This is a genomic window from Pseudoclavibacter endophyticus (assembly GCF_008831085.1).
GTDB classification, from domain to species: Bacteria; Actinomycetota; Actinomycetes; order Actinomycetales; family Microbacteriaceae; genus Pseudoclavibacter; species Pseudoclavibacter endophyticus.
The window spans coordinates 1-15840 of sequence record NZ_WBJY01000002.1 but is presented as its reverse complement, the minus strand read 5'-3'; the positions used below and the strand labels follow the sequence as shown (position 1 = coordinate 15840).

Genomic DNA, 15840 nt, shown 5'->3' with positions numbered 1-15840 from the left:
GCCCCCTTAGCGGCCCGAGCCCGCGTACGGAAGGAGCGCCATCTCGCGCGCGTTCTTCACCGCGCGAGCGATCAGGCGCTGCTCCTGCACCGAGACACCGGTGATACGGCGGGCGCGGATCTTGCCGCGCTCCGAGATGAACTTACGGAGGGTGCTGACGTCTTTGTAATCGATGACGCCCACGCGAATGCTCTTCGCGGGTGCGGTGGGCTTGCCCTTACCGCGTGCGCCACCCTTGCGGCGGTCGCCGCTTGCCTTTCCGGCCATGGGTTCTTCCTTTTGTGCTGGTGTGACGGGAGCCCGTTAAAACGGGGGCTCGTCGAAATCGTTGGAGGCGCCTGGGGTTGCCCAGCCACCGCTGTTGCCGCCCTGCGGCGCCTGCGACTGACCCCAGGGGTCTGCCGCTGCGGGCGCCTGCGCGGGAGCGGTGCCGCCGGTGTTTCCACCCGCGTTTCCACCGGCGTTACCGCCGAAGGCTCGCTGGCCGCCGCCCGAACCACCCGACGTGCGGGTGATCTGCGCGGTGGCGTAGCGGAGGCTGGGACCGATCTCGTCGATGTCGAGCTCGAAGGAGGTGCGCTTCTCGCCCTCTTTCGTCTCGTACGAGCGCTGCTTGAGGCGACCCTGCGCGATCACCCGCGAGCCCTTCTGGAGGCTCGAGGCGACGTGCTCGGCGAACTCGCGCCAAACGGACGCGCGAAGAAACAGCGCCTCGCCGTCCTTCCATTCGTTCGCTTGACGATCGAAAATGCGCGGTGTCGACGCGATCGTGAAGTTCGCGACGGCGAGACCGTTGTGGGTGTAGCGGAGCTCAGGATCGGCCGTGAGGTTGCCCACCACGGTGATGATCGTGTCACCGGCCATGGCTATTCCGCCGCGGTGGTCTTCGGCGCGGATGCGATGCGAGCCGTGGACGACGCGGGCTTGCGCGCGGCGCCGGACTCGGCGGGGGCCTCGGTCACGACCGGCTGTCGCTGCGCGCGGGCTGCCTTGCGGGCGGCCTCGGCGTTCACGCGGGCGATCGCCTCTTCGGCGCGAAGCACCTTCGTGCGCACTACGGCCTCGCTCAGCCGCAGCTGGCGGTCCAGCTCCTTGGCCGCGTCGGCGCTCGAGGTGAAGTTGACGACGGCGTAGATGCCCTCGGACTTCTTGTTGATCTCGTAGGCCATCTTGCGACGACCCCAGATGTCCGTGTTCTCGATGGTTCCGCCGTCATTGCGAATGACGCCGAGGAACTTGTCGAGGCTCGGAGCCACGGTGCGCTCGTCGATCTCGGGGTCGAGGATGACCATCAATTCATACTGATGCACAGGAAACCCACCTCCTCTGGTCTCGATCGGCTGCAGACGTTCTGCAGCAGGAGGGTTGTTGCATCGTGCCGACACCGGCGGGGCCGGGTAGGCAACCTGCAAAGACTAGCCGACTACCGGTATCCACGCCACTGGCCACGAAACGGTCACACGGGCCGCCGGCAGGGCATGCCGGTCCGCAGGAAACCGACCGTCCGGCCAGCCCCCAAGCTCATCGGCGGTCATACCGGGGCGGGATGCTCCCCGGGTACGCCAGCGAACTAGTCTTGCGACAGCGACGATCCAGCGCAGCACCAGCACGAAAGAACGGGCTCATGGCAGACGAGCACACCCCTTCCCCGTCCACCGGCGACGATCAGCCGCTTTCCGGCGGCGCGAACCCTCCTGCGGCGGACGGCGGCAACCCTTCGGCGACACGGTCGAGCGCGCTCGGCCGGTACGCGAGCAGCGGCTCGTACACCTACGACGGCGGCGCGGGCGAGAACGACCCCTACGCCCAGACCTCGGCGACGACCAACCCGTACGACCAGGGCACCACAAACGGCGACCCCTATGCCCAGACGTCCGCGACGACCAACCCGTACGACCAGTCGACGGATGGCCTCGGCCAGACCTCCAACGCCGGCTCCGCAGCCGGCAGCGACCCCTACGCCCAGACGTCATCATCGGCCGACCCCTACGCCCAGGGCGCGAATGGGTACGGCCACGGCGCGGATGGCTACGGCCAGGGGGCGGACGGCGGCAACCCCTATGCGCAGACGTCGTCGACGAACCCCTACCAGGATGATCTCGGCCCCGGCGCCCAGGCGGGGGCGCTCGCCGCCACGGTGAACCCCTATGCCCAGCCAGGTCCGTACGCCCAGCCAGGTCCCTACACCCAGCCCGGTCCGTACGCGCATCCGGTCGCCCAGGCCGGGCCCGGGCCGTACGGGGCGCAGCCGCCCTCCCCAGGTGCTGCCGCCGGCCAGCCGTACGGGTATCCGGGCGGCGCGGTCCCCGCGCCGTACGGGGCGCAGCCGCTCTACCCCATGCCGAATCAGGGCGGCGGCTTCAACGCCATGGGGCTCGTGTCGCTCATCGTCGGCGGGATCGGCGTGCTGCTGTTCCTCATCGGCGGCCTCGCCATGTTCCTCGGCATCGTCGGCCTCGTGTTCGGTGTCCTGGGCCTGACCCTCTCGCGATTCAACGCCAAGAAGGGGCTCGCGATCGCGGGATCGATCGTCAGCGTCGTCGCCCTCGTCCTCGGCCTCGTGAGCCTCGTCGTGTTCAACGCGATCCTGGACTCGGCGTCCGGAGCCGCCAGCGACTACGACAGCGCGGACTATGCGGTCGAGGTCGTCCTGACGGTTTCGTCGTCGGGCACCGCGCCAGCAGACATCGAGTACAACGTCAGCAACGGCAAGTCGGGGACGAACGCGTTCGACACGTCCGACGTCCTGTTCTCTGAGGCGCTGCCCTGGGAACAAACGGTCGATATGAACATCAATCCGGACTACGACTACTCGCGCGCGAGCCTGTCGATCTCGTCGGACGACTATGACACCTCGTACTCGTGCGAGATCACCGTCAACGGCAAGCTGGTCGCGCAGCAGACGAGCACGGGCTACACCTCCTGCTACGTGTCAGGCCTCTATTCCTACCTCGACGAATAACGGCTCGCACCTCGACGTGCAGGGCGCCGGGAGGGGCCGTGGCCCGGGCGCCCGCACCGGGCACCGGCACCGTTCAGACCACGGCGTTCGCGGCTTCCTCCGCTTGCGCGAGGCCCGTCGCGACGTCGATCTCCCCCGCGAACACCTGGTCGAGCACGGGCTTCGCGTTGGCGATCATGGCACCGAAGTTCTGGCCCGCGGCGGGGTCGATCTGCGGGTTGCCGGCGAGCACCTCGAAGAATGGCGACACGTCGACGCCGGCCTGCGACCAGTACGCGTCGTAGGCCGCGCGCGCGCCAGTCACGGCGGGGACCGCGGCGCCGGCCGAGGCGAGGTACTCGTTGCCCTCGGGCGAACCGAGCCATGCGAGCAGCCGCTCGGTTTCGTCCGGATGCTCACCGGCGGCATTCGCGGCGGCGACGACTCCGGGTGTCGTGGTCACCTGACCGGCGGGGCCGGCCGGCAACTCGGCGATGCCCCACTCGAAGCTCGCCTCGCCGGCGACCTGCGCGAGGCTGTACGTGCCCGAGAGGTAGACGGCGAGCGAGCCGTCGAGGAATCGCTCACGCGGTCCCTCGCCGCCGGGGTTCGATTCGGCGGCAGGCGGCGCCACGCGGTGTTCGTTGATGAGGCGCACGAGATAGTCGTAGGCCTCGAGGGTGGCGGGGTCGGTCAGCGTCAGGCGCCCCGCGTCGTCCTGGTATCGACCGCCGTTCGAACCGATGAAGTTGAGCTCGACGTTCTGCAGCTCCTGTCCCGCATTCAGGCCCCACTGCTGCACGGAGGATGGGTCGAAGTCGGGATCTGCCGCATTGCGGCCCTGCTCGTCGAGCGTGAGCCGTTGCAGCAGGGGAAGCAGACTGTCTCGGCCGGGATCGGTCGGGTGCCAGGTCAGCCCGTCGAGCTCACCGGGTGTGACCCCAGCGCGGGCGAGCGCGTCAGCGTTGTAGTAGAGAGCCGTGCCACCGTCCATGACCTGGGGAACACCCCACATTTCGCCGTGCTTGACGTACTGCGAGATGACCTGCGGGCTCCACGCACCGGTGGGGTCGTGGTCGAACAGATCGGAGACGGGCCGAACCAGCCGGTTGTCCGCGTAGTCCTCGTAGTACGACCCGTTGAGCCAGAACACATCGGGCCCCGAACCCGAGGCGACGTCGTCTCGGAGCGCGACGAAGTACTCGTCCCACGCTACGACGTCGACCTCGACCGCAATGTCGGGGTTGGCCGCGCTGAACGCCGAGACCGCATCCTCATAGGCGGCGGCGGCGTGCTCGTCCCAGAGACGTAGCGTCAGCACCGTCTCGGCGTTGCCATCGCCGGCGTCAGCCGCCACGCATCCCGTCAAGGCGACGAGCGCGGCCGCAGTCACCGCCGTGAGCCCTCTGCGATGCATATGCGTCCCATCCCTTGCCGGACGCCACCATTGTGCCGCACGCGCCGTCCACCTCGCGGGCTCCCGTTGACGGATGACCTCTTCTGACGCGCGCGCTGCCGCATGACGACGACGGGAGCCCGCGTCAGGCGTCGCGGGACGCCCACCACTCCCGCAGGCGGGCCTCGGCGGCAGCTTCGCCGATGAGCCCTTCGTCGAGCCGCAGATCCATGAGGAATCGATACGCCTCGCCGACCTGTGGACCGGGTTTGAGGTCGAGGATCTGCATGATGCGCTCACCGTCGAGCTCTGGGCGCATCGAGTCGAGCTCCTCCTGCTCGGCGAGGTCGCGGATTCGGCGCTCGAGGTCGTCGATGGCGAAGCCGAGCCGGTCGTGCCTGCGCTGGTTGCGCGTCGTGATGTCGGCGCGAATGAGGATGAGCAGCCGGTCGAGCTCGGGGCCCGCATCGCGTGAGAAGCGGCGGACGGCCGAGTCGGTCCAGCCCGCGCCCTCGTAGTTGTAGACGCGCATGTGGAGCTCGACGAGCCGGGAAACGCTCGCGATGGCGTGGTTGTCGAAGCGCAGCTTCGCGAGGCGTTTGCGCGCGAGCTTCGCACCGACGACGTCGTGGTTGTAGAAGGTGACCTTGCGGCCGGGGCCGAAGCGGCGCGTGCGGGGCTTGCCGATGTCGTGCAGCAGCGCGGCGAGGCGCAGCACCACGTCCGGCGCCGCATCGGGCGTGCGCTCCCGCTCGAGGGCGATCGCGCGTTCGAGCACCACGATGGAGTGCTCGTAGACGTCCTTGTGCTGGTGCGCGTCGTCGCGTTCGAGTTGCAGCGCCGGGAGCTCCGGCAGCACGAGCTCGGCCAGGCCCGTCTCGACGAACAGCTCGATGCCCGCTCGGGGTTGCGGGGTCGCCAGCAGTTTGACGAGCTCCTCGCGCACGCGCTCGGCCGAGATGTCGGTGATGCGTGAACGCAGCTCGACGATCGCGTCGAAGGCTCCGGAGTCGAGGTGGAAACCGAGTTGCGAGGTGAAGCGGACGGCGCGCAGCATCCGCAACGGATCGTCGCCGAACGAGACCGCGGGCGAGGATGGCGTGCGAAGCACCCCCTGCATGAGGTCGTCCATGCCCCCGGTCGGGTCGATGAGGTGCAGTTCCGGCAGGGCAAGCGCCATCGCGCCGACCGTGAAGTCGCGGCGGTGCAGGTCGCCCTCGATCGTGTCGCCGAACTCGACGACGGGTTTGCGGGAGAGCCCGTCATAGGCGTCGGCCCGATAGGTCGTGATCTCGACCTGCTCGCCGTCGACGCGCGCACCGATCGTCCCGAAGGCGCGACCGACATCCCAGTGCGCGTCGGCGATCGGGCGAATGAGCTCGAGGATGCGATCCGGTCGCGCATCCGTCGTGAAGTCGAGATCGGTGATCGGGCGGCCAAGGAACGCGTCGCGAACGGGGCCTCCCACGAGCGCGAGCTCGTGCCCGTGCCGGCGGAACGTCTCGGCGAGGCGTGCGACGGGTCGTGAGGCCGCGAGCGCACGAAGGCGCTCAAGCGCATCCTGCACCTGCTGCATCCCCCCATCCTACGAGCGGACCGGACGTGGGCCGACCGGGTGACCGGCCGCGGGAGCGACGGGCCGAGCGACCTGGCGGCCGTACGATGGGCGCCATGGATGACGGGCGTCAGCGACGGGTGCCGCGGGCGCTGAGCGCCATCGCCCGCCGCGGCACCCCGCTCGTGCTCGTCGGGGCCCTCGCCGTCGGCGCGCTCGGCCTCGCCGGCTTCGCGGAGAGCGGGACACCCCTCATCGCCGAGGCGGGTGCGCCGACCGGAGACGAAGAGCCGGGTGGCGCCGGCGGTCCCGCGACGTCGGACACGGGTGCCGGCCAAGCCGCCGACGCCGCGACACTCGCCCCGGAAGGACGCGTCGACGCCGCGCCCGACGACGCCGTCACGGTGTTGGTGGCGCCCGGCGGCGAGGGCGGTCTGGCCCCCGGAACCGACCTCACGGTGACGGTCGACATCGTGAACCGCACCGAGACCGACCTCGACGCGGGTGAGCTGGCCGTCGCGATCGGCACCGACACGATCGACAGCCGCTCCGAGTACTCGGCGTGGCTCGACGCCGGCGGGACGGCGGCTCCGGAGACGGCGTCGCTCCGCACCGACGCACCCGCCGTCGAGGCGGGCGAGACCGAGACCGTGACGATCACGGTGCCGGCCGGCGAGCTTCCGTTCGACGACGCGTCGCCGTTCGGCCCCCGGCGACTTGCCGTGCAGCACGTGATCGCCAGTGAACTCACCGCCGAGGGCCGGTCGGCCATCGTCGTCGGCACGCCCGTCGACGCCCAGCCGACCCCCCTCTCCGTCGTCGTCCCGATCGTTCCGCCATCGGGCACCAAGGCGGTGCTCGATGCCGGCGAACTGCGCGAGCTCACCGCCGCGGGCGGATACCTGACGCAGCTGCTCGACGCAGTCGAGGGCACGAGCGCGACGCTCGCGATCGACCCTCGCCTGCTCGTTTCGGTGCGGGCGCTCGGCAACGCCGCCCCCGCCCCCGCCGTCGCCTGGCTGGAACGACTCGAGGGCCTCGACAACCCGAGCTTCGAGCTGCCGTACGCCGACGCCGATCTCACGCTGCAGCGGCAGGCCGGGCTCACCGAGCCGTTGTCGCTCCTCGGGCCCGAGTTCGTCTTCGAGCCGATTGACGGCGCTGCCGACCCCGCCGCGAGCCCGGAACCCACGGCGACCGACGCCCCTGACGAGGCGGGCACGCCCGGCGCGAGCGGAACGACGGGGACGGCCGGGACCGATCAGGCGGCCGCCGACGACGAGGGCGGCGCGATCGGCGACGACGCTGATCCGGACGCGGCGTCGGCATCCGCGGGGTCCGTTGCCCCCGACGCCGCGTCACCCGGACCGACCGAGACCGAGGACGCGCCGGACGGAGAGAGCTCGCGCCCGACCCTCGACGAGCTGACCGCGTTCCCCTACACCGTGGAGAGCGTCGCGTGGCCGGTATCGGGAACGCTCTCGACGGACGACCTCGCCGCCTTCGGCGGCTGGGGCTATCGCGGTGTCATCGTCGAGGACGCCGCGGCCGAACGGCTCGCCGACTACGACTTCACTCCGGCCTATGACCTGAATCTCGACGGCTGGAGCGCGATGAGCACCGACTCCGAACTCTCGAGCGCCTTCGAGCTCGCAGCGTCGACAAACTCGACCGCCGACCGCGACGCGGCGATCACGCAGCTGTCGACGGTGCTCGCGATCGTCACCCGCGAATTGCCGCAGCAGCCGAGGTCCCTGCTGGCGACGGCGGGGCGCACCGCGCCGACCGACCCCGTGGCGCTCGGCGAGACGCTTCGCGCGGTTGACGCGCTCGCGTGGCAGACCCCCGGCACCCTCGAGGTTCCGGATCTCACCGAGGGCGACGTGCCCGTGGCGACGCTCCGCGAGGGCGCCCACGCCGAGGTGGCCGTCGCGCGCGTCCTCGAGCTGCTCGGAGCCGAGGAGCGGGCGAGCGAGTTCGCGACCATGTTCGACGACCCGGAACACTTCCGCTCGGAGCGGCGCGCTGCGCTGCTGGCCTTGTTCTCGGCTTCCTGGGCGGCCGACCGCGACGAGTGGTCGGTGGTGGGGGACGCCTTCATGGACTACACCACCGCGACCGAAGCGAGCGTGGCGATCACCGACTCGAGCGACATTCAACTCATCGGGCGCGAGGCACAATTCCCCGTCTTCGTGCGCAATGACACGGAGCTCGCGGTCACGGTACAGGTCGTCCTCGAGCCCACGACGGGCCGGCTCGAGGCGGGTGAGCCGGTGACGATCCGCATCGAGCCGGGTTCGATGGCGCGCGCCCAGGTGCCCATGCAGGCGATCTCCAACGGGAACGCGGAGGTCGACGCGCGCATCCTCACCCCCGACGGCGTCGAGCTGCTCAGCAGCCAGCGACTGCGCGTCAACGTGCAGGCCGAGTGGGAGACCGCCGTGGTCGTGACCGCCGCTCTCGCGCTCACGACCCTCTTCGTCTGGGGCGTCGTCCGGACCGTGCGCCGCCGACGGCATGAGAAGGTAGGAGCTTCGTCGGCGGGCGCAGTCCCGCCCGGCGGTACCTCGGTGAGCAGCGAAGGGGAATAGCGGATGGCGCGGGGCGGTATCGGCCGCGCGAGCATGCTGCTCGCATCCGGCACCCTCGTGTCGCGCATGCTCGGGTTCGTCAAGGCGATCGTGCTCGCCCAAACGATCGGCGTCATCGGCAACGGGGCCGACGCCTTCGCCAACGCGAACATGCTGCCGAGCAGCATCTACTCGATCATCGCGGGCGGTGTGCTCAACGCGGTGCTCGTGCCACAGGTTGTCCGCGCCGCACGGCACGATGACGGCGGCCAGCAGTACATCAACCGGCTCGTCACGATCGCGATCGCCGGCCTCGCCGGCATCGCGCTCATCGCGACGATCGCCGTCCCGCTGATCGCCCGCTTGTACGGCTTCAGCATCGAAGACCCCGACCTGCTCACGCTCGTCATCGCGCTCGCCTACTGGTGCATGCCGCAGATCTTCTTCTACGGCCTCTACGCCGTGCTCGGCGAGGTGCTCAACGCGCGCGGTCTCTTCGGCCCCTTCACCTGGGCGCCCGTGCTGAACAATGTCATCGGCATCGGCTTCCTCGTGCTGTTCTCCGTCATCTACGGCGCCGACCCCACGGGCGATCGACCGATCAGCGAGTGGACGCCCGACATGATCGCCCTGCTCGGCAGCACGACCACCGCCGGGGTCGCGTGCCAGGCGCTCATCCTCTTCGTGTTCTGGCGCCGCGTCGGCCTCACCTACCGCCCCGACTTCCGCTGGCGTGGCACCGGCCTCGGCAAGGCGGGCAAGCTCATCGGCTGGACCTTCGGCATGCTGCTCGTGCTGCAGTTCTCCGGGCTCATCGAGACGATCGTGCTCAACATCGCGGCGGGCAAGGCGGTCTCGGTCGCGGCCTTCCAGAACGCCTACCTCATCTTCGTCTTACCGCACTCGATCATCACGGTCTCGATCGCGACCGCCTACTTCACCCGCATGAGTGCTGCCGCCGGTGAGAACCGCCTCGGCGATCTCGTGCGGGACTTCTCGGGCGGTGCGCGGCTCATCGGCCTCTTCATCGTCTTCTCGGCCTGGGCGATCGCCGTCATCTCGCCGCCGTTCGCGAGGATCTTCGAGTCGACGCAAGAGGGCGTCACCGACATCGCGATCGTGCTCTGCTGCTTCCTGATCGGACTCGTCTCATTCTGCGGCCTCTTCCTCGTCCAGCGCGCCTTCTTCGCGCTCGAAGACACGCGGACGCAGTTCTGGGTGTTTCTCGCGACCATGCCGCTCCACGTGTTCGGCATGGCCCTCGCGGCCACGCTCGAGGTGCACATGATCGCCGCGGGCCTGGCCCTGTCGCAGTCAGCCGTCTCGGTCGTGCGCCTCGTCATCCTGCTCGTGCTGCTCCGGCTCCGCATCGGGCACCTCGATCTTCGCCGCATCGCGCGCTCCTACGTGCGGTTCGCAATCGGCGGTCTCGCCGCTGCCGCCGTCGGCTTCGGCCTCATGTGGATGCTCGGGGCGTACGTCGACGACGGCTTCGCCCGCAGTGGCATCGGTCCGGCGCTGCTGGGATGCGCGGCCGGCGGCGGCGTCATGGCGCTCGTGTACCTCGTGACTATGTTCGCCATGCGGTCGCCCGAGCTGCGCGAAGGTCTTGATCCTCTGCTGCGCCGGGTGGGGCTCGGACGACTCGTCGCGGTGCTGCCCGCCGCGCGCCCCGCCGATGATCCCTCGCGTGAGCGACGCGACGACGACGCGGCGAACCGTGACGCGGGCGGTGACCGGGGCGGTGAAGCAGGCGGTGCCGCGATCGGCGTGGATGCTCCGATCGCTCCCGGGGGCTTGCCTCCGACGGCAGGGCAACCGACCCCGCCCGCCGCAACCGAGCCCGGCGCGCCGGAAACGTGGCCGGATGGCGCGTGGGGCCTTGAGGGCGATGGCCACGCCGTGCCGGATGGTGCGGCCGACCCAGGGTCACCTGTGGGCCCAGCACCGCGCGAGCGCGGAGCCGGCACCTCGCGCGGGCGCGGTGCCGGCGCCCCGCGCGGTCGCGACCGCGACCCGGACGAGCTGCGGGCACGCGACGACGCGTGGTCGGCGTGGCTCGGCTCGGCGGCGAGCCGGCAGGCGGATCGGCCGAGTGATCCCGAGGTCGAGCGGCGCGAACAGGGCGCCTACGGTGGCGCTTTCGCCGCGATGAACGCGACGGGCGATCTGTCGACCGCCGGCATCCTGTTGCCACTCCATGCGACCGGCCCCACGGGGCCGCGCACCCGCCGCGAGCGTCGCATGTTGGAGCAGGACGCTGCGCGCGCAATCGCCGAGAAGCGCGCCCGCGAGGCGGCGCGGCGGCGAGCGGCCGAGACCGAGCGCGGCGCCGAACAGCCAACCGATGCCGAACGGCAGGCGTCGATCGCCAGGCAGCGCCGTGCCGAGGAGCAGCGCCTTGCCGAACAACAGCGCCTCGCCGGACACCACCCCTCGCGGGAATCGCCCATCCCGCCGTCGCGCGGGCCGCGAGGAGCCGCCGAACGCCGCCGCGCGCAACTGCGCAACGAAAGTGGCGGCCCCGGGACCCAGGGTCCCGACGGGCCCGACGGCGTGCCACCGGCCTCCGCCGGCCGACCACCGCAGAACGGCGACGCGAGCGGCCCCCGGCGCGGTCGCGACGACGCGCGCAGCGGCGGGCGCGATCGCGACGCGGGCCGCAATGACCGGCGCGATGACGTGCGGGCGATGTTTGACGAGTGGCTCAACGACGACGACAGCCCCTAGCCGCGAGGGACGATCGATCCCGAGACGCGACGCGCCATCGCCCGAGCTACGACGTGTCAGCGCGAGGGGGCGCTCGGCGCGTCGTCGCCCTCCCACACGTCGTTCTCTTCGAGGGTGCCGCCGCCGCCGACGCGAAGGTCTTCCAGCGAGTCGGCGACTTCGCACAGGTACTCGACCACGTCGCCGCTCGAGAGGATCGGGCCCGTTATGCGGTCCATCTCCAACACTTGGCCGTAGCTGCCGAGGGGCCCGGGCGCCGTGTCGACCCCGGTCGCGTTGCCGAGCCGGTCCTCGTCGATGGCGACCCAGCCCGCGTGCCACCAGCCGGGCTGCAGCAGGCCGCGTTCGGCGTCCGGGCAGACGTAGTCGGCGGGGACATCCTCGCCGTGGTCGGCGATGCGCCGCCACAGCTCGGTCGCTGCGACGATGCTGCCGCAGGACAGCAGGGTTCCCCGGGCCCAGCCGTCCCGCCGGGTGCCGTTGTGGCGCAGGAGCGAGGCTCGGAGGAGGGCAGGCAGCACGACATCGAGCTGCGCCTCGACCTTGCCGACGTCGGCTTCGCTCGCGCCGGCCGACAGCAGGTGGGCGGCATCATGCTCGGCGTACCACTCCTCGATTTCGCGCCAGGCAGCGTCGAGCTCGTCGCGCCACCCGGCAGTCGGCGTCATTTGCGCACCTCGTCGAGTCTCGTGGAACATTTGGCGTACGGTAACCCAGGCCAGTGGCGGCAGGGTGACGCCGAGGGAACGTCCCGGTTGACGCGGCGTGCTCAGTCGTCCGGCCGTTGGCCGCTCGGCCGACCACGCGGGGGCGCTTCGGCGACCGCCGCCGCCCGAGCACGCACGGCCCGATCGCCGTACCCGTGCTCCCGGAGCACGCGGGCGAACTCGGCCGGCGCGCCGTCGGGCGGAGCGGCCGCAGCGACGAATCCGTCGGGACGAACGAGGTACCAGCGATCGCGAAGCAGGCCGACGTCGGGCCGCGGATCGAACCGGTGGGCGGCTGACACCAGCTCGGGCATGCCGTCGAGCGATGGGGGCGCCGGCGAATAGGCGTGGACCTGCCAGGTCGCCTCGCGAAGCACGCCGTGATTCGATCCTGTCCACGGCAGCCGACGGCCGACGACGCGGTCGCGGCGGCCCCGTGCACGACCCTTGGCTGCGTCCGACATCCAGTAGTGGATGCGGAGCTGGCCGACGGCGGCGACCGCGGAACGGCCGACGGGAAGGCGGAGCAGCAGGGGCATGACGGGGGCGATGAGCGGCACGGCGAGCCGGCGCAGGCGCCGATTGCGCGGGCGCTGATCGGTCACGAAGCGGAATGCCGCGTCGCTGGTGCTCACGAGGCGGCGCGCGACCGGGCGCCGCTCGGCGTCGTAACGGTCGAGGAGCGCGTCGGTGGCCGTGCCGTCGAGCACGGCGGCCAGCTTGAAGGCGAGGTTGTGGGCATCTTGCAGGCCGGTGTTCATGCCCTGGCCCCCGACCGGCGAGTGCACGTGCGCGGCGTCGCCGGCGAGCACGATACGTCCGTCGCGGAAGCGGTCGGCGACCCGCGAGTGCAGGCGATACGTCGAGAACCATCCCGATTCGCGCCAGGTGACGCCGAACCCCTCTTCGGCGATTCGCCGGGCGGCGGCTTCGTCCGGCTCGCCGCGGATGACGCCGACGAGCCGGTGCCGCCGCTCGCCATGGAGCGGGAACGTGATCATGAAGGAGCCCGTGCCGAGTCGCACACTCACCGTTTCCGCGGGCAGGCCCTCCACGCCGGTCGCGTCGGCGACCCAGAACGTGTCGGGGCTCGTCGTGCCGCTGAACGGGATGTCCGCGGCCTTGCGCACCGGCGACGACGCCCCGTCTGCGCCGACGCACCATCGCGCCCGGATCTCTCGCGTGCCGCCGTCGTGCGTGACGTGCGCCGTGACGCCGTGGTCGTCGCGGTCGAGCGACGCCAGTTCGTGCCCCCAGGAGACCGTGCCGCCCGCGTCTCGGAGGTGCGACACCAGGAGCCGCTCGTTCGCCGACTGCTCGAGAATGTGGATCCCGGGGTACGCGGACATGCCGAGCCCGATGCGTCCGACCGGCAGCGGCACCGGCGCGGCCCGTCGTTGCCAGCCGGGACGCACGTACCGGGCGGCGACCGACTCGTCGCGCACCGGATCGATCATGCCGAGCTGCGCGTAGAGCTCGAATGAGCGCTGCTGCACGGCGATCGCACGGGATTGACGCGTCGGCCCGTCCTTGCCGTCGATGAGGACGTGATCGACGCTAAGCCGCTGCAGCCAGTTCGCGAGCATGAGCCCGGTCGGGCCGGCGCCGACGACCAGCACATCCGTCGTCGCGGGCAACGTTGAGGCTGGACGCATGCGACCAGGCTATGGGCCCGGGCCGTCGCAAGAAAGCGTCGCCGCCGCCGGTGAGACAACGATGCCGCCGTGGCGCCACCGAGTGCGGCGTCCCTCCCGACTGACGCGAAGATCGCGCGGCGCAGCACGGAAGTGACGGTGCACTCGAGCGCACGGCGTGTTGTCCTGGGCTGGGCCGGAACGAACCGGGGCGGTCTGTCGTGGGGGGCGAGCGGTTCGGCGGGGCACACACATCGCGGGAGTCGCGCTTTGTAGCGCGTATCGCCCTCAGCCTGATTTGTAGCTTCAGTCAGGATCCACGAACAGGTGTCTGCTGATCGCGACGGCGATCGCGTCTTCTCGCTTGGAGACGCCGAATTTCCGGTAGACGCTACGCAGGTGCGACTTCACTGTGTTGGAGGAGACGCTGAGTCGAGCGGCGACCTCTGTGACAGTGGGAACAGTTCTGAACGTTTCGAGCACCGTCAATTCGCGTTGCGTCAGCGGCGTACCCGTCGTTGAGGTCGTGAGCACGGATCGGACAGGACTCCCGTCGAGGACTTCCGCGTATCCTGCCTTCCGTAGTGCTGTGACGACCCGGCTGTGGTCGTGGGCGGGCAAGAGCGCCAAGGGCAGGAGCATCTGAGTACTCCTGAGCAGTTCTCCGAGGTGATCGATGATCCCAAGTGCCCGTGGCTTGGCGGAGATCCGGAGCATCACTGCCGCCTCGAGGGCGGCAGCTTCGGCTGCAAGGCGTGCCGGCAAATGTGCATTGGTGATCGAACGCAGGGCCGTGAGTGCCGAGCCCGTGCGGTCGAGGCAGAGCTCGACTCGCGCCTGATTGATCCTGCCTCGAGGGCTTTCGGCGAGGTCGTCGCGAAGGATCGCCTCCGCGGCGAGCGGGTTGCCGAGCGCAAGCTGGAGAAGGGCTCTTGTGCCTGAGAGATCCGCGCGGACCGCGCGGGAACGGCCTTCCGGTCCTCGCAGTTCTGAGAAGGTGTCGATCTTCGCGAGGGCGCGCCCCGGGGTGCCTTCCATAAGATGGATGAGTGCTTCAACCCTCGCGATAGCCGTCCAGTGTTCGATGGTCCGACGGTCGTGGGCCATCGCGTTGAGACGTCCGCGTGCCGAGGCTGCGTCGAACTTTTCCAAAGCGAGTATTACTTCTGCGACTCCATAGAACGTGCCGGTATATGAATTGCGCTGTTCGCTACTCCATACGGCCGTCCGCGCATATTTAACGTGGGATTTCGCCTCCGGCAGTCGACCCTCGAGCGCGTGAATACCTGCCAACATCGAGAGGTTTCCGAACGCGGACGCGGGCTGGGCCGCCACTGCCATTTCCGCGAGCCCCATACCAAACGTCTCGAGAGCCGCGTCGACGTCTCCGCCGTAGTACAGGGTGATTCCGGCTTGACAGTACACCCTCGGGAGATGGGGTATCTTGCTTCGATCCTCGAGGGCTATGCTCTCGAGCGCTCTGACGGCGTGGCGCGCCGGCGCGAGCCCGAGTTCGGGACTGCCCAGAAGCCGGTATGCCGTGGCCTCGGTCGCCCGAATGAGGGCAAGATCAATTGCCGCATGATCAGTCGGATTCTCTTGCGCGGATCTCACGGCGATCATGAAATAGCGTGTTTTCAGGAGACGCTGAAAGTCGGTTGAAATGTAGCATAAGCCGAGCAGCAGAGCGAGCAGCGGTCGCGAACGCAGCTCATGTGCCGGAATTCGCGACAACAGCGGGCGGAGATTCTCTTCGTTTCCGTTGAGCAAATTGAACCACTCGGTCCGTACGATCGACGTGGCCATTGCCAGGTCCGCTTCTTGAACAGCCCGAGCGAGAGCATGATATGGCTGGCTCACCACTGACGAGCACCCGTCATCCGTGCCCGATCGCTCGATCCGATAGTTCATTTCATTTCCACAGGTGTTCTTCGCTCCCCGTGAGCGATGACAAGCCCCTTTATCAGTTGGTGACCGAATGAACACGACGGAGACGGGTGTTCGTCCCGCACCGTGACGGTGCGGGACGAACACCCCGTTCAAGGTCAGCTCATTCGCTTTCTCGCCTTCATGGCAAGCAGGGTCACGCCGACAAGCCCGAGGGCGAGGCCGACTGCGCCGAGGGGCCACAGAACGTCCGTGCCAGTGGTGACGAGGTGCTCATCACCATCCGGCCCGACCGGCACGCCCGGTTGTTGGTCGTTCGTGATCTGGCCGAGATCAACCACGGCCGTCTCTTCGGTCACCGTGAACACACGAGGAGTGCTGTCGAGGACGTACCCCACAGGAGCGGTCTCCTCGACAAGC

The 15840-nt window shown here is 69.7% G+C and carries 12 protein-coding genes; 3 read left to right on the top strand and 9 right to left on the bottom strand.

Annotation, left to right across the window (positions count from 1 at the left end; all coding sequences use genetic code 11):
• Positions 1 to 6: 6 nt before the first annotated feature.
• From rpsR to rpsF, 3 genes are read right to left on the bottom strand one after another with little or no spacing between them, the layout of a single operon-like run.
• Positions 7 to 267: a 30S ribosomal protein S18 gene (gene rpsR / locus F8O04_RS09765; RefSeq protein ID WP_158029206.1), complete on the bottom strand. Its 261-nt coding sequence runs from the start codon at positions 265 to 267 to the stop codon at positions 7 to 9.
• Between the two features lie 36 nt (positions 268 to 303).
• Complete coding sequence (locus F8O04_RS09760; RefSeq protein ID WP_158029205.1) at positions 304 to 864, bottom strand: single-stranded DNA-binding protein; 561 nt, start codon at positions 862 to 864, stop codon at positions 304 to 306.
• A 2-nt stretch (positions 865 to 866) separates the two neighbouring features.
• Positions 867 to 1310 carry a 30S ribosomal protein S6 gene (gene rpsF / locus F8O04_RS09755; RefSeq protein ID WP_263971339.1) on the bottom strand — a complete coding sequence of 148 codons (444 nt, stop codon included), beginning with the start codon at positions 1308 to 1310 and terminating at the stop codon, positions 867 to 869.
• Between the two features lie 314 nt (positions 1311 to 1624).
• Here rpsF and F8O04_RS09750 point away from each other — a divergent pair, with 314 nt between their 5' ends.
• A complete protein-coding gene (locus F8O04_RS09750; protein WP_158029204.1) occupies positions 1625 to 2962 on the top strand; it encodes a hypothetical protein in 1338 nt (445 codons plus the stop codon).
• A 73-nt stretch (positions 2963 to 3035) separates the two neighbouring features.
• Here the strand turns inward: F8O04_RS09750 and F8O04_RS09745 are convergent, their stop codons facing one another.
• Together F8O04_RS09745 and F8O04_RS09740 are read right to left on the bottom strand one after the other, a co-directional pair.
• Positions 3036 to 4358, bottom strand: coding sequence for an extracellular solute-binding protein (locus tag F8O04_RS09745; RefSeq protein ID WP_158029203.1), 1323 nt, complete (start codon positions 4356 to 4358; stop codon positions 3036 to 3038).
• Between the two features lie 124 nt (positions 4359 to 4482).
• Positions 4483 to 5913 (bottom strand): CCA tRNA nucleotidyltransferase, encoded by a 1431-nt coding sequence (locus F8O04_RS09740; RefSeq protein ID WP_158029202.1) that lies wholly within the window; start codon positions 5911 to 5913, stop codon positions 4483 to 4485.
• A 95-nt stretch (positions 5914 to 6008) separates the two neighbouring features.
• On the opposite strand from F8O04_RS09740, the gene F8O04_RS09735 reads away from it, so the two are divergent.
• Together F8O04_RS09735 and murJ are read left to right on the top strand one after the other, a co-directional pair.
• Positions 6009 to 8483 carry a DUF6049 family protein gene (locus F8O04_RS09735; protein WP_158029201.1) on the top strand — a complete coding sequence of 825 codons (2475 nt, stop codon included), beginning with the start codon at positions 6009 to 6011 and terminating at the stop codon, positions 8481 to 8483.
• 3 nt (positions 8484 to 8486) lie between these two features.
• Complete coding sequence (gene murJ, locus F8O04_RS09730; RefSeq protein ID WP_158029200.1) at positions 8487 to 11192, top strand: murein biosynthesis integral membrane protein MurJ; 2706 nt, start codon at positions 8487 to 8489, stop codon at positions 11190 to 11192.
• A gap of 56 nt (positions 11193 to 11248) precedes the next feature.
• Here murJ and F8O04_RS09725 read toward each other — a convergent pair whose 3' ends face one another.
• The 4 genes from F8O04_RS09725 to F8O04_RS09710 all read right to left on the bottom strand — a co-directional run.
• Positions 11249 to 11860, bottom strand: coding sequence for an SMI1/KNR4 family protein (locus F8O04_RS09725; RefSeq protein WP_188726371.1), 612 nt, complete (start codon positions 11858 to 11860; stop codon positions 11249 to 11251).
• A 101-nt stretch (positions 11861 to 11961) separates the two neighbouring features.
• Positions 11962 to 13554: an FAD-dependent monooxygenase gene (locus F8O04_RS09720; RefSeq protein WP_158029198.1), complete on the bottom strand. Its 1593-nt coding sequence runs from the start codon at positions 13552 to 13554 to the stop codon at positions 11962 to 11964.
• Positions 13555 to 13839: 285 nt separating this feature from the next.
• Positions 13840 to 15339: a response regulator transcription factor gene (locus F8O04_RS09715; protein ID WP_158029197.1), complete on the bottom strand. Its 1500-nt coding sequence runs from the start codon at positions 15337 to 15339 to the stop codon at positions 13840 to 13842.
• A gap of 239 nt (positions 15340 to 15578) precedes the next feature.
• Positions 15579 to 15840 (bottom strand): hypothetical protein (locus F8O04_RS09710; RefSeq protein WP_225735002.1); only part of this gene is annotated, 262 nt, incomplete at its 5' end.

Excerpts from the sequence above, each read along its gene's own strand:
- F8O04_RS09745 (WP_158029203.1), bottom strand. The coding sequence starts at position 4,358 with ATGCATCGCAGAGGGCTCACGGCGGTGACTGCGGCCGCGCTCGTCGCC.
- rpsR (WP_158029206.1), bottom strand. The coding sequence starts at position 267 with ATGGCCGGAAAGGCAAGCGGCGACCGCCGCAAGGGTGGCGCACGCGGT.
- F8O04_RS09735 (WP_158029201.1), top strand. The coding sequence starts at position 6,009 with ATGGATGACGGGCGTCAGCGACGGGTGCCGCGGGCGCTGAGCGCCATC.
- F8O04_RS09725 (WP_188726371.1), bottom strand. The coding sequence starts at position 11,860 with ATGACGCCGACTGCCGGGTGGCGCGACGAGCTCGACGCTGCCTGGCGC.
- F8O04_RS09750 (WP_158029204.1), top strand. The coding sequence starts at position 1,625 with ATGGCAGACGAGCACACCCCTTCCCCGTCCACCGGCGACGATCAGCCG.
- F8O04_RS09760 (WP_158029205.1), bottom strand. The coding sequence starts at position 864 with ATGGCCGGTGACACGATCATCACCGTGGTGGGCAACCTCACGGCCGAT.
- F8O04_RS09720 (WP_158029198.1), bottom strand. The coding sequence starts at position 13,554 with ATGCGTCCAGCCTCAACGTTGCCCGCGACGACGGATGTGCTGGTCGTC.
- F8O04_RS09740 (WP_158029202.1), bottom strand. The coding sequence starts at position 5,913 with ATGCAGCAGGTGCAGGATGCGCTTGAGCGCCTTCGTGCGCTCGCGGCC.
- murJ (WP_158029200.1), top strand. The coding sequence starts at position 8,487 with ATGGCGCGGGGCGGTATCGGCCGCGCGAGCATGCTGCTCGCATCCGGC.
- F8O04_RS09715 (WP_158029197.1), bottom strand. The coding sequence starts at position 15,339 with ATGGCCACGTCGATCGTACGGACCGAGTGGTTCAATTTGCTCAACGGA.